The 14,248-nt window shown below is 45.6% G+C and carries 11 protein-coding genes; 5 read left to right on the top strand and 6 right to left on the bottom strand.

Annotated features, from left to right (window positions below):
* Nucleotides 1-122 precede the first annotated feature (122 nt).
* The gene (gdhA, locus tag CVP04_RS01845) at nucleotides 123-1,472 is read left to right on the top strand and encodes an NADP-specific glutamate dehydrogenase (RefSeq protein WP_100295821.1); all 1,350 of its coding nucleotides are present in this window, start codon (nucleotides 123-125) and stop codon (nucleotides 1,470-1,472) included.
* A 196-nt stretch (nucleotides 1,473-1,668) separates the two neighbouring features.
* Here gdhA and CVP04_RS01840 read toward each other — a convergent pair whose 3' ends face one another.
* The gene (locus CVP04_RS01840; RefSeq protein WP_100295820.1) at nucleotides 1,669-2,412 is read right to left on the bottom strand and encodes an MIP/aquaporin family protein; all 744 of its coding nucleotides are present in this window, start codon (nucleotides 2,410-2,412) and stop codon (nucleotides 1,669-1,671) included.
* A gap of 509 nt (nucleotides 2,413-2,921) precedes the next feature.
* On the opposite strand from CVP04_RS01840, the gene glpK reads away from it, so the two are divergent.
* Complete coding sequence (glpK, locus tag CVP04_RS01835; RefSeq protein WP_100295819.1) at nucleotides 2,922-4,430, top strand: glycerol kinase GlpK; 1,509 nt, start codon at nucleotides 2,922-2,924, stop codon at nucleotides 4,428-4,430.
* Nucleotides 4,431-4,529: 99 nt separating this feature from the next.
* Here glpK and CVP04_RS01830 read toward each other — a convergent pair whose 3' ends face one another.
* Entirely contained in the window at nucleotides 4,530-5,744 is a 1,215-nt protein-coding gene (locus CVP04_RS01830) for a pyridoxal phosphate-dependent aminotransferase (protein ID WP_100295818.1), read from the bottom strand.
* 226 nt (nucleotides 5,745-5,970) lie between these two features.
* Here CVP04_RS01830 and CVP04_RS01825 point away from each other — a divergent pair, with 226 nt between their 5' ends.
* From CVP04_RS01825 to menH, 3 genes are read left to right on the top strand one after another with little or no spacing between them, the layout of a single operon-like run.
* Nucleotides 5,971-7,248 (top strand): isochorismate synthase, encoded by a 1,278-nt coding sequence (locus CVP04_RS01825; protein ID WP_100295817.1) that lies wholly within the window; start codon nucleotides 5,971-5,973, stop codon nucleotides 7,246-7,248.
* A gap of 15 nt (nucleotides 7,249-7,263) precedes the next feature.
* Nucleotides 7,264-8,970 carry a 2-succinyl-5-enolpyruvyl-6-hydroxy-3-cyclohexene-1-carboxylic-acid synthase gene (gene menD / locus CVP04_RS01820; protein ID WP_100295816.1) on the top strand — a complete coding sequence of 569 codons (1,707 nt, stop codon included), beginning with the start codon at nucleotides 7,264-7,266 and terminating at the stop codon, nucleotides 8,968-8,970.
* Nucleotide 8,971: 1 nt separating this feature from the next.
* Nucleotides 8,972-9,709, top strand: coding sequence for a 2-succinyl-6-hydroxy-2,4-cyclohexadiene-1-carboxylate synthase (gene menH / locus CVP04_RS01815; RefSeq protein ID WP_100295815.1), 738 nt, complete (start codon nucleotides 8,972-8,974; stop codon nucleotides 9,707-9,709).
* On the opposite strand, the gene era is transcribed toward menH, so the two are convergent.
* The 4 genes from era to lepA are packed head-to-tail and all read right to left on the bottom strand — an operon-like array spanning nucleotide 9,706 to nucleotide 14,168.
* Entirely contained in the window at nucleotides 9,706-10,632 is a 927-nt protein-coding gene (era, locus tag CVP04_RS01810) for a GTPase Era (RefSeq protein WP_100295814.1), read from the bottom strand. The two genes, menH and era, sit on opposite strands and share 4 nt — an antisense overlap.
* A complete protein-coding gene (rnc, locus tag CVP04_RS01805) occupies nucleotides 10,629-11,309 on the bottom strand; it encodes a ribonuclease III (protein WP_165772762.1) in 681 nt (226 codons plus the stop codon). The genes era and rnc overlap by 4 nt, the downstream gene beginning before the upstream one ends.
* A complete protein-coding gene (gene lepB, locus CVP04_RS01800) occupies nucleotides 11,309-12,340 on the bottom strand; it encodes a signal peptidase I (protein ID WP_100295813.1) in 1,032 nt (343 codons plus the stop codon). Before lepB ends, rnc begins: the two co-directional genes overlap by 1 nt.
* Before the next feature lie 31 nt (nucleotides 12,341-12,371).
* On the bottom strand, nucleotides 12,372-14,168 hold the full coding sequence (gene lepA / locus CVP04_RS01795) for a translation elongation factor 4 (RefSeq protein ID WP_100295812.1): 1,797 nt from the start codon (nucleotides 14,166-14,168) through the stop codon (nucleotides 12,372-12,374).
* Nucleotides 14,169-14,248 lie beyond the last annotated feature (80 nt).

Below are 14,248 nucleotides of genomic sequence, written 5' to 3'. Positions count from 1 at the left end.
GTGAAATTTGAGATAAAATTTATTTGCAATGAAATCGCGTTTTTCGCATATTACTTAGGAGCCGAGAAAAAAGGCGCATAACTTATAATATCGCAAACAATCAATTTGAGAAGGAAACCTTTATGTCCACAGTAGCCTCATTAGAAGAATTCTTAGCAAAAGTTCAACAACGCGACGGTCATCAACCGGAGTTTTTACAAGCGGTTCGCGAAGTATTAACTTCCATTTGGCCGTTCTTGGAACAAAACCCGAAATATCGTTCGGAAGCTTTATTAGAACGTATCGTTGAACCTGAACGCGCAATTCAATTCCGTGTAGCTTGGACGGATGATAAAGGTCAAGTACAAGTTAACCGCGCATTCCGCGTGCAATTCAACAGCGCAATCGGCCCGTTCAAAGGCGGTATGCGTTTCCACCCGTCCGTTAACTTATCCATTTTAAAATTCTTAGGTTTCGAACAAATTTTCAAAAACGCATTAACCACATTGCCTATGGGCGGCGGTAAAGGCGGTTCGGACTTCGATCCGAAAGGCAAATCCGATGCGGAAGTAATGCGTTTCTGCCAAGCGTTAATGGTCGAATTATATCGTCACGTCGGTCCGGATACGGACGTTCCTGCCGGTGATATCGGCGTAGGCGGTCGCGAAGTGGGTTATCTTGCCGGTATGATGAAAAAATTATCCAACCAATCCGCTTGCGTATTCACCGGTCGCGGCTTATCTTTCGGCGGTAGCTTAATTCGTCCGGAAGCGACAGGTTACGGCTTGGTTTATTTCTCCCAAGCAATGTTGGCGGAAAAAGGTCAATCTTACGCGGGCAAAACCGTCGTGGTATCCGGTTCCGGTAACGTGGCGCAATATGCCATTGAAAAAGCCTTACAATTAGGCGCGAAAGTATTAACTTGTTCCGACAGCTCCGGTTATGTTTATGACGAAGCCGGTTTCACTACGGAAAAACTTGCCGCATTAATGGAAATCAAAAACGTGAAACGCGGTCGCGTAAAAGATTATGCGGAACAATTCGGTTTACAATATGTTGCCGGTGAACGTCCTTGGGGTGTGAAAGCTGACATCGCATTACCTTGCGCAACCCAAAACGAATTAGAATTAGCTGACGCACAAAAATTAATCGCAAACGGCGTACAATTAGTGGCGGAAGGCGCGAATATGCCGACCACCATCGAAGCTACCGATGCGTTATTAGAAGCGGGCGTATTATTCGGACCGGGTAAAGCGGCAAACGCGGGCGGCGTAGCGACTTCCGGTTTAGAAATGGCACAAAGCTCTCAACGTTTATATTGGACTTCCGAAGAAGTGGACGCACAATTACACCGCATTATGTTAGACATTCACGCGCACTGTAAAAAATACGGTACCGTTGAAGGTCAAGCCAATATCAACTATGTGGTCGGTGCGAACGTTGCCGGTTTCGTAAAAGTTGCCGATGCAATGTTAGCGCAAGGCGTATATTAATCTCGCTTTTTCCTTTCGATTCAAGCCGCCTGACAAAAGGCGGCTTTTTTTAACCGCACTTTTTCCGTCACCTTTTCGCTTTCTTTTAGATTCCTCGTTTATCCGCTTTATTCATCGGCTGATTTTTTGCGTTTTCGCATAAACAAAAGGTCGGCTTTCGCCGACCTCGGATGAATGATAAGGTAAAATTCGTATCTTATGCCATAACTAAGTTATAGCCGATTGCGGCAATGATAGCGCCGATACAAGGACCTAATACCGGTACCCAAGAATATCCCCAATCCGGTGACGCATTTAATTTTTTGCTGAGTAAAGATAATGCGATACGCGGGCCTAAGTCACGAGCCGGATTGATTGCATAACCGGTCGTACCGCCCAAGCTCAAACCGATCGCCCACACAAGGATCGCAACCGGTAATGCGCCGATAGAACCTAAACCGATAGGTGTTTCAGCTTCCGTACCTGGTAAGGCGATAGAACCTGCGGTGATATAGAAGATGACGGAAACAAGCACGACGGTACCGATAATTTCACAGAAAAGGTTGTTGCCGTAGCTGCGGATTGCCGGCTCGGTGCAGAAACAGGCGCGTTTCGCTCCTTCGTCTTCGGTGACAGCAAAATGAGAATAGTAGAATAAATACACTACAAAACCGCCCAAAATACCGCCGAGAAGTTGTGCGCCGATATAGCCCGGCACCATTGCCCAAGCAAAGGAACCGTGTGCTGCTAACCCTAAGGTGACCGCAGGGTTTAAATGCGCGCCGCTGTAAGGGCCGGTCGCTACCACCGCAACATAAACGGCAAACGCCCACGCGGTCGTAATAACAATCCAACCCGAACTATTCCCTTTCGTTTTATTCAAACAAACGTTAGCCACTACACCGTTACCCATTAAAACAAGTAAAGCCGTGCCTAAAAATTCAGCAAGATAAGCGTTCATAAGAGAATCTCCTTGATCAATATAATTTAAGATATAACTTTGTGATACGGCAACAAAGTGAAATGTAATTGTTCGTTTTAATCCAAAAAAATATTCTTTTTAAATCTCTCACTGGTGCTTTGAGCATTATCGAACGAAAAAATTTTAATTCAATATACTTTATAAGGTTTTTTCTCAATTTGTTACCTAAATCACATTTTAAGAAAAAAATAACCGCACTTATTCCTTGATATTACTTAATTCTTTGCGAATCTTTAATTTTTTAAATAATGTGACGGTGATCAAATTATTGTCTCTTTTCTACACAATTTTTTTGAGCGAGTTCAAATATTTTAAATTTCGTTATTTTTATTTTGAGTGTTTTTGATTAAATTAGCACTGTAATTTGTTCGTTTTAGCTCAAAATCAAATTCTTAATCGTTTCAAGTCGTAATAAGGTTCGATCAAAGGGTGCGATTAGAGTAGATTATCCATAGCAGTTGTAACACACCATAAACAGGGGATTCATTATGACAGACAAAAAATACATTATTGCATTAGATCAAGGCACCACCAGTTCACGCGCCGTTTTACTGGATCACAATGCAAACGTAATCGAAATAGCACAACGTGAATTCACTCAAATTTACCCGCAGGCCGGCTGGGTCGAACATAATCCGATGGAAATTTGGGCGACGCAAAGTTCGACCCTGAACGAAGTGGTCGCAAAAGCGGGCATTACATCCGACACTATTGCGGCGATCGGGATCACCAACCAACGGGAAACCACCATTGTTTGGGAAAAAGAAACCGGCAAACCGGTTTATAACGCTATTGTTTGGCAATGCCGCCGCACCGCAGACATAACCGATAAATTAAAAGCGGACGGCTATGAAGATTATATTCGTAAAACTACCGGTTTAGTGGTTGACCCGTATTTCTCCGGTACAAAAGTCAAATGGATTTTGGATAATGTGGAAGGAGCGAGAGAAAAAGCGGAACGCGGCGAATTGTTATTTGGTACGGTGGATACTTGGTTAGTCTGGAAACTCACGCAAGGGCGCGTACACGTCACCGACTACACCAATGCCTCTCGTACAATGTTATTTAACATTCACACCAAACAATGGGATGACAAAATGCTCGAAATTTTGAACATTCCACGTTCAATGTTGCCTGAAGTGCGTAATTCCTCCGAGATTTACGGACAAACCAATATCGGTGGTAAAGGCGGTGTGCGGATTCCTGTTGCCGGTATTGCAGGCGACCAACAAGCCGCGCTATACGGACATCTTTGTGTCAATGCCGGTCAAGCGAAAAACACTTATGGTACAGGCTGCTTTATGTTAATGCACACCGGCGACAAAGCGGTGCAATCTCAAAACGGTTTGTTGACCACTATCGCCTGTAACGCCAAAGGCGAACCGGCTTACGCGTTGGAAGGTTCAATCTTTATGGGCGGCGCGTCAATTCAATGGTTACGCGACGAACTCAAAATCGTCCACGACAGCTATGATAGTGAATACTTCGCGCAAAAAGTACCGGATTGCAATGGCGTTTATGTGGTTCCTGCCTTCACCGGCTTAGGCGCGCCTTATTGGGATCCGTATGCACGCGGTGCGATTTTAGGGTTATCCCGTGGTGCGAATCGCAATCATATCGTGCGCGCAACCTTAGAATCCATCGCTTACCAAACCCGTGACGTGTTGGAAGCAATGCAATCCGATTCCGGCGCGAAATTACAAGCGTTACGCGTGGACGGCGGTGCGACGGCAAATAACTTCTTAATGCAATTCCAAGCGGATATTCTTGCTACTCAAGTGGAACGTCCGGTCGTGAAAGAAGTTACCGCGCTCGGTGCGGCATATCTCGCTGGTTTAGCCGTCGGTTTCTGGAAAGATCTCGACGAATTACGCGATAAAGCTGCCGTAGAAAGAACCTTTATTCCTGACGGTAACGAAGAAAAACGTACTCGTCGTTATAAAGGCTGGAAAAAAGCGGTTAAACGTGCACTAGAATGGGAAAAAGACGAAGAATAATCCCACGCAAATAAACCAAAAAAGGGTTTCCGTTCGGAAACCCTTTAGTTTGTCGGTAAAGTAGAAAATTGTAGGCGGAGTTTATATCCGTCTATATTGTTATTGATGATAATTTTCTAAGAATTTAGCGAATTTCGCGAGCGCCGCTTCGATTTGATTGACATACGGCAAGGTCACGATACGGAAGTGATCCGGTTCGTGCCAGTTGAATCCGCGCCCGTGCACCAACAACACCTTTTCTTGTTTCAATAAATCCAACACCATTTTCTCATCATCATAAATATTGAATTTTTTGATGTCGATTTTTGGGAACATATATAACGCGCCCATCGGTTTTTTACAGCTGACGCCGGGAATTTGATTAATTAATTCATAGGCTTTATTGCGTTGTTCCAACAAGCGACCGCCGGGCAGGATAAACTCGTTGATGCTTTGATAACCGCCTAATGCGGTTTGAATGGCGTGTTGCATCGGGTGATTGGCACACAGGCGCATCGACGCCAACATATCCAATCCTTCGATATAACCTTTGGCATTGTGTTTCGGTCCGTTTAAAATCATCCAACCTTGACGGAATCCCGCCACGCGATAGGCTTTGGATAAGCCGTTGAATGTCACGGTTAATAAATCCGGCGCGAGTGCGGCGATGTGATGATGAACGGCGTTATCGTACAAAATTTTGTCGTAAATTTCATCAGCAAAAATGATCAAATTATGTTGGCGTGCGACTTCCACGATTTGCAACAATAATTCTTTGCTGTAAACCGCACCGGTCGGATTGTTCGGATTAATGATAACAATCGCCTTGGTGCGCGAGGTGACTTTACTTTTAATATCTTCGATATCCGGAAACCAATCTGCTTCTTCATCGCAGAGATAATGCACCGCTTTGCCGCCCGCAAGGGTTGCCGCCGCCGTCCATAACGGATAATCCGGCATTGGGATCAACACTTCGTCGCCGTTATTTAACAAAGCTTGCATTGAAATCATAATCAACTCGGAAACGCCGTTGCCGATATATACGTCGTTGACGGTGGCGCCGTGAATGTCTTTAGATTGATAATATTGCACGATGGCTTTGCGCGCGGAATATAAGCCTTTGGAATCGCAATAACCTTGCGCCGCCGGTAAATTGCGTAAAATATCCACTAAAATCTCATCGGGCGCTTCGAAACCGAAAGGCGCGGGATTACCGATGTTCAGTTTAAGAATTTTATGACCTTCTTCTTCCAAGCGTAGAGCTTCTTTATGCACCGGTCCGCGAATGTCATAACAAACGTGTTCTAATTTATCTGATTTAGGAAATACTTTCATCGTAAAAATCCTTGTGTTTGCAATAGGAAAATCATTAGGGATGTTTTTGTATGCAATGATGCCGAGCGTCGTTTCGAGACGTTTGAACATAAAACGATATTGCCGTTTCCGCACTTTACGCTTATTTTTTGAAGATGAAAAGATTTTGTAAAAAATTCTTTTAAAGTGCGGTAGAATTACAACTTATTTTTAACGTATTTTCTTGACAAAGACAACGCTTTTTCTAATGGATAGTTTGCAATCAATCAAAAAAAGATTAATCGAACACATCAATCGCTATCAAGCGCAAGACGAAGAAATTTCCTGCGTTCGCATCCAATCGAAACTCAGCGTCAATCTTTTGAGTTGGTTAAAAGCGCAATCGAATTACCCGCAGTTTTATTTAAATTTTCGCGATGATGCGCAAATCGTCGCGACGATCGGCGAAGTGCGATGTTTTGACGACACCAAAGCAGCGCAACGATTCATGCAGGAAACACAATTACCGCTGTTCGGCGGATTGACGTTTTACGCGCACGCCGGTTTTTTTCTGCCGAGATTAGTGTTACAACAACAAAACGATGAACTTTCGGTAAGTTTATTTATTGATAACGGCAAAAAAAATCCGACGGAAGAACGTAAGGCGATCGCGGCACTTTTAGAAACCTTTGAAAAAATCACCGCACTTCAACCGGTTCGTCAACAAATTCGTCTGACGGAACAAAAAGCGGCGCAAGATCAATGGTGCCAATGGGTCGAAAAAGCCTTACAACGCATTCGCAGCGGTGAGTTAACGAAAGTGGTATTAGCGAACGAAACCGTCTTCCGCACCCAAAATCCGCTCAATCCGAAAGATTTTTTAGTGGAAAGCGAACGTTGCAATTTCGGTTGTTATCATTTCTTATTGCAAGAAAATCCGCGATCGGCATTTCTCGGATCCACGCCGGAGCGCCTTTATCGTCGCCAAGGATTATTGCTGCAAACCGAGGCGCTGGCAGGCACGGCATTAATGTGTGAGGATGAGGAACAGAATCGTCGCCAAGGTGAATGGCTGTTACAAGATCCGAAAAATCTGTATGAAAATTGGCTAGTGGTGGAAGACATCAGCCAAAATTTACAACCCTATGTGCGGGATATTGTCGTCGCCGATTCGGAATTAAAACAGTTGCGCCAAGTGCAACATTTGAAACGTAAAATTCACGCCGAATTATTGCCGGATTACGGCGATGTCTTATGTTTGGACGCCATTCATCCGACGGCGGCAGTCGCCGGATTGCCGCGTGATCGCGCCGTGCGTTTTTTAGCCGAGACGGAAAGTTTTAATCGCGGGCGTTATGCCGGCGCGGTGGGCGTAATGGCGCCGGATTGTGCCGAATTTTGCGTCGCCATTCGCTCGGCGTTTATCGCGGCGGATAAAATTCACGTTTTTGCCGGCGCGGGTATTGTTGAAGGCTCGATTCCCTTGCTAGAATGGCAAGAAATCGAGCGAAAAGCCTTAGGATTGGTGTCATTATTACAAGAATAATTATGGAGAACAGTTATGTCAGTGAGTGTATTTAATCGTTGTTGGTCAAAAGTGATTTTAGAAACTCTGGTACGTCAAGGCGTGACGAATTTTTGCATCGCGCCGGGTTCTCGTTCGACGCCGCTTACGCTTGAAGCCGTGCGTTTGCAAGAAGGACAGCGCGCAGTTTGTCATACGCATTTTGATGAGCGCGGTTTGGGCTTTTTCGCCTTAGGTTTGGCGAAAGCCGTAAAATCGCCGGTTGCGGTGATCGTCACTTCCGGCACGGCAGCGGCAAATTTATATCCGGCGATTGTGGAGGCTCGTCAAAGTGCGGTCAATTTAATCGTATTAACCGCAGATCGCCCGCCGGAATTAATCGAGTGCGGCGCCAATCAAGCCATTGTTCAACCGAATATGTTTGCCGATTATCCTGTGGCAGCGGTGAATTTACCGCGTCCGACGCAAGATTATTCGACGGATTGGCTGATTTCGCTTATCGAACAAGCTTGCCATAAGCAAAAACAACAGGCGGGCGTGGTGCATATTAACGTGCCTTTCGCCGAACCCTTATATGAAGCCAAACCGGAAGAAGTGGATCTTCATCCTTGGTTGGCGAATGTACAACGTTGGTTGGCGCAACATAAAACTTGGGTGGCGTATCAACCGCAACAACAAGAAGTGCTAATGCACGAAAATTGGGATCACTGGCGCACCAAACGCGGCGTGATTTTAGTCGGCAAAATGCCGGCGGAACAAGCGATGGGCATTAGCGCGTGGGCGAATACAATGGGTTGGATTATGTTGACCGATATTCAATCCGGCGTGGAACCAAGCCTGCCTTATGCGGATATTTGGCTGGCGAATCAAACGGTGAAACAAAAATTGCTGCAAGCGGATATCGTGATTCAGCTGGGCAGTCGTTTTATCAGCAAACGTATTAATCAATTCTTGGCGGAATTTAAAGGCGAATATTGGCTGGTGGAAGACAGTCACAATGCGGTGGATCCGTATCATCACGCGCAAACCCGCTTTAATGCGAAGATTCATCATTGGTTGCGCGCGCATCCGCCGTTGCGACAAAAACCTTGGTTGTTGGAACCTTTGGCGCTATCGAAGTTTTGCGCGACTTTTATTGAACAACAAGTGGGCGGAAACTTAAACGAGGCCTCTTTAGCACATCATATCGAACGCGTATTACCGAATAACGGCATTTTATTTCTCGGTAATAGCTTGTTCGTGCGCTTAGTTGACGCATTGACGAAATTGCCGGAAGGCTATCCGGTTTATACCAACAGAGGCGCAAGCGGCATCGACGGTTTATTGGCAACCGCCGCCGGCATTGGAATCGGCGCGAATCAACCTGTGGTGGCGATGATCGGGGATACCTCCGCGTTATACGATCTCAATTCGTTGGCGCTGTTTAAAAAAGTGACCCAACCGACGATTATTTTTGTCATTAATAACAACGGCGGGGCGATTTTTGATATGTTACCGGTGGATGCCGAGGTGAAAGAAAAATTTTATCGTATGCCGCATAATACGGATTTCTCTCAAATCGCTTCAATGTTCGATTTGAAATATGCGCGACCTTACACTTGGGCGGATTTAAGCTCGGTCTTAAAACAAGCTTATTCGCGCCGCGAAACCACATTAATCGAAATTAAAGTAAATGCGGCGGACGGCAGCGGCATTTATAAACGCCTGATCGAACAAATCAGCTACGCGGTGATTGGAGCATAAAATGCCCGTTTTGGTTTTCTTGCACGGCTTGCTCGGCACGAAAGCCGATTGGCAAAAAGTCATCGAAAAATTACCGCACTTTGATTGTTTGGCGCTGGATTTGCCGTTGCACGGCGAAGCGGAACAGCAATCCGTCGAGGATTTCGAACAATGTGCGCACTATGTGGCGCAATGTATTCGTGCACAAATCGGTGAGCGAGATTATATTTTAACGGGCTATTCCCTTGGTGGGCGAATAGCCCTTTATTATGCGCTGGAATCAAGGGTGGAAAAAGGCAATTTGCGCGCGGTGATTGCGGAAGGCGCCGGATTAGGCTTGCAAACGGCGGATGAAAAACACGCGCGTTGGCAAAATGATTGCCATTGGGTGCAACGCTTTCGGCAAGAGCCGATTGAAAAAGTGCTACAAGATTGGTATCGACAAGCGGTATTTGCCGATTTAAGCGACGAACAGCGTGCCGAGCTGATCGCGCAACGATGCCATAACGACGGACAAGCCGTGGCGCAAATGCTACAAGCGACTTCGTTGGCGAAACAGGCGGATTTTCGTTTAAAAGTGCGGTCGAATTTGTTGCCGATTTTTTATGTATGCGGCGAGCGAGATCAAAAATTTCGCCGTTTGGCGCAAGAAAATGCGTTAAACGCGCGTTATATTGCCGATGCCGGACATAACGCGCATAAAGAAAATCCGCAAGGATTTGCGGATTGTGTGCAAGAAATTCTCAAGTCTTTCGATTAATCGTCCATATAACCCAAACTACGCAGCGCACGTTCGTCGTCCGCCCAGCCGGATTTCACTTTTACCCAAAGTTCAAGATGCACTTTATTATCAAATAAGCGCTCCATATCCGCGCGCGCTTCGGTGCCGATGACTTTGATCTTTTGTCCTTTGTTGCCGATGACCATTTTTTTCTGACCGTCGCGCTCAACCAAAATCAAACCGTTAATTTCGTAAGTGCCGCGTTCGTTGGTTTTAAATTGCTCGATTTCCACCGTAACGGAATACGGCAATTCCTCGCCCATAAAGCGCATTAATTTTTCGCGGATAATTTCCGACGCCATAAAACGTTGCGAACGATCGGTTACATAATCTTCCGGAAAGTGGTGCACGCCTTTGCGTAAAGAATCGCGCACGATTTTTTGCAAATTATGCACGTTATTGCCACGCTGTGCGGAAATAGGTACGATTTCTTTAAAGTTAAATTTTGCGCTGATGTCGGTAATAAACGGCAGCAATTCGTCTTTATTTTTGATATTGTCGATTTTGTTGATCGCTAACACCACGGGTGCTTTGGCTTGACGTAATTTATTCAATACCATTTCGTCGTCTTCGTTCCAATGGGTGCCGTCAACCACAAAAATAATTAAATCCACATCGCCGATGGCGCTGCTCGCCGCGCGGTTCATTAAGCGGTTAATGGCGCGTTTTTCTTCGATATGTAGCCCCGGCGTATCCACATAAATCGCTTGATAAATGCCTTCGGTGTGAATACCGACGATACGGTGACGGGTGGTTTGCGCTTTGCGCGAGGTAATGGAAATTTTTTGCCCTAAAATTTTATTCAATAAAGTGGATTTTCCCACGTTCGGGCGACCCACAATGGCGATAAAGCCACAGTAGGTTTCTTGTTCCTGATTGTCGATAAGTTTGGTTTCTGTCATTTGATGTCCAGTTCTTTTAAAATTTGTTCGGCGACGGCTTGTTCCGCTTTACGCCGACTTGAACCTACACCGATAAAGGTGCGTTCAAGGCTCGGAATATGGCATTCTACGGTAAAACTTTGGCAATGCGCTTCGCCTTCGATATTTGTAATGTTATAGGTCGGCAACGGCAAGCGATGACCTTGTAAATATTCTTGCAAGCGAGTTTTAGCATCTTTTTGGTTATCGCCGGGGGTAATGTCGCGCAATAAAGTGCGGTACCATTTTCGAATGATTTCCGTGCAAGTCGGCAAATCGCTGTCTAAGGAAATGGCGCCGATGACCGCTTCGACGCAATCGGCTAAAATGGATTCGCGTCGAAAACCGCCGCTTTTCAGTTCGCCGGGCCCAAGCAACATATAATCGCCCAAATCAAATTCGCGCGCCAATTCGGCAAGAGTCGGCTCGCGCACCAGCGTGGCGCGCATTCGACTGAGTTCGCCTTCGTTATTACGCGGAAATTGATGATACAAAGCTTCCGCAATGGTGAAATTCAAAATGGAATCGCCGAGAAATTCAAGGCGTTCATTATGCACTTTCGCCGCACTGCGGTGCGTTAGCGCCTGTTTTAACAATTCGATACGTTTGAATTGATATTGCAGTTTTCGTTGTAATCTGTCTAAATTTTGCATAAGCATTAGTGAATTTTGCTAAATAAACGATCGAAACGAATACCGGTCGGCCATTCGTTTTGTTTTTTATCTAAACTCAGCCAAATATAAGATGCTTTGCCGACGATATTTTTTTCCGGTACAAAGCCCCAAAAACGGCTGTCCGCGCTGTGATTTCGATTGTCGCCCATTACGAAATATTCGCCTTCAGGCACCACCCATTCGGTAATGTAGTTTTGTTGACTGACATAATCCTGATACATATAAGTAGCATTCGGCGGCAGCGGATCCCAGTGAATTTCGTGTTCGACATCGCCGCGTTCGATTAATTTCAGCGGATGTTCCGCGCTGTAAATCGGTTTGCCGCTGCGATCTTGTCCGATAATAATGTTAAATTCCTCATCCGCTTGCGGTTCGCTGTAGGAAAAGGTTTTGGTGACGCAATCGACGCTACATTCCTTGCCGTCTTTGGCGTAAGTCAAGGTAATGCGGCGATCTGCTTCGTTATATTGAATACGATCACCCGGCACGCCGACAATGCGTTTAATGTAGTCGATACTCGGCTCCGGCGGCGCTTTGAACACGATAATATCGCCGCGTTGCTGTTTGCCGGTTTCAATAATGGTGTTTTGGAACACCGGATCTTTAATGCCGTAAGCGTATTTTTCCACCAACAGGAAATCGCCCACGCGCAAAGTCGGTTCCATTGAACCGGACGGAATTTGAAACGGTTCGAAAATAAAGGAACGCAGAATCAGTACAAAGGCTAACACCGGAAACAATGAAGCTAAAAATTCGCCGCCTTCCGAAATCGGTTCGATTTGATTTTTTTCCTCATCACTGAGAGTTTTCCCAGTGCGTTTTTCCGCGCGCAAAATTTGACGCGCACGTTTCGGCAACACGACGAAACGGTGATAACACCACAATGCGCCGCAAAGTGCGGTCAATAAAATCAATAAAATCGTGAAGGTGTTCGGCAATGCGAGATGATCCAGCAATTTCCAAACGGCATAACCCGCCACAATTAACAGAATAAAAAATAAGTTTGATTTAGACATATTTTCCTACTTGTCCGTTTTATTTCTCTTTTTACTTGTCTTTACCGACGTGTAAAATCGCTAAGAAGGCTTCCTGCGGCACTTCAACGTTACCCAGTTGTTTCATTCGTTTTTTACCTTCTTTTTGTTTTTGCAATAATTTTTTCTTACGACTGACGTCACCGCCGTAACATTTCGCCAACACGTTTTTGCGTAATTGTTTAACGGTGGAACGGGCGATAATGTGATTGCCGATCGCCGCTTGAATCGCAATGTCGAATTGTTGGCGCGGAATCAATTCGCGCATTTTTTCCACTAATTCGCGTCCGCGATACGGCGCGTTGTCTTTATGCACGATCAACGCAAGGGCATCGACGCGTTCGCCGTTAATCATAATATCGACGCGCACCATATCGGCGGCTTGGAAGCGTTTAAATCCGTAATCTAACGAAGCATAACCGCGCGAGGTGGATTTTAAGCGATCGAAGAAATCCAACACCACTTCGCCCATCGGAATTTCATAGGTGAGCGCCACTTGATTGCCGTGATAAACCATATTGGTCTGCACGCCGCGTTTTTCAACACATAATGTGATCACATTACCCAAATAAGCTTGCGGTAATAACATATTACATTCCGCAATCGGTTCGCGAATTTCCGCAATGTTATTTAACGGCGGCAGCTTGGACGGACTGTCCACATAAATGACTTCACCGTTGGTTTGTTGAACTTCGTAAACTACGGTCGGTGCAGTGGTGATCAAATCCAAGTCGTATTCGCGTTCCAAACGTTCTTGGATGATTTCCATATGCAACAAGCCTAAGAAGCCGCAACGGAAACCGAAGCCCAAGGCGGTGGAATTTTCCGGTTCGTAGAATAAAGAGGCGTCGTTGAGGCTTAATTTGCCTAATGCGTCGCGGAAGGCTTCATAATCGTCCGAACTGATCGGGAAAAGTCCGGCGTAAACTTGCGGTTTCACTTTTTTGAAACCGGGTAAAACCGACGTTGCCGGATTATTGTGCGAGGTGAGCGTATCGCCGACCGGTGCACCTAAAATATCTTTAATCGCACACACGACCCAACCTACTTCGCCGCAATTTAATACGGCGGTATCCACTTGTTTCGGGGTGAAGATCCCTAAACGATCGACGTTATAAGATTGTCCGGTGGACATTACTTTAATTTTATCGCCTTTGCGTAAAGTGCCGTTTTTGATTCGAACAAGTGAGACTACGCCGAGATAATTGTCAAACCAAGAGTCAATGATCAAGGCTTGTAACGGCGCTTGCGGATCGCCTTCCGGTGCGGGAATTTTATGCACGATGTCTTCTAATACGTCCTCGATCCCGACACCGGTTTTTGCCGAACAGCGCACGGCGTCGAGGGCGTCGATACCGACAATATCTTCGATTTCTTCCGCAACGCGCTCCGGATCGGCGGCAGGCAAATCGATTTTGTTTAAAATCGGCACTACTTCCAAATTCATTTCAATGGCGGTGTAGCAGTTCGCCAACGTTTGCGCTTCAACGCCTTGCCCGGCATCCACCACCAATAACGCGCCTTCGCACGCGGCTAAAGAACGTGAAACTTCATAAGAAAAGTCAACGTGACCGGGTGTATCGATAAAGTTTAATTGATAGGTTTCGCCGTCTTTCGCGGTATAGTTTAGCGTAACGCTCTGCGCTTTAATGGTAATGCCGCGTTCGCGTTCCAAATCCATTGAATCCAAAACCTGTTCTTCCATTTCGCGATCGGATAAGCCGCCGCAAGTTTGGATCAGTCGATCCGATAATGTCGATTTACCGTGGTCAATATGTGCAATAATTGAAAAGTTTCGTATGTTCTTCATATTTTAATTTTTAATAAAAATGCTGAAATAGTTTGATAAAGTTTAATCGAAAGATTGTACCTGAATCTTCGCGCATATGC

This window comes from Caviibacterium pharyngocola (genome assembly GCF_002795405.1).
GTDB lineage: Bacteria > Pseudomonadota > Gammaproteobacteria > Enterobacterales > Pasteurellaceae > Caviibacterium > Caviibacterium pharyngocola.
Note: the sequence above shows the minus strand (reverse complement) of the source record. Positions and strands in the feature narration are given on the sequence as shown.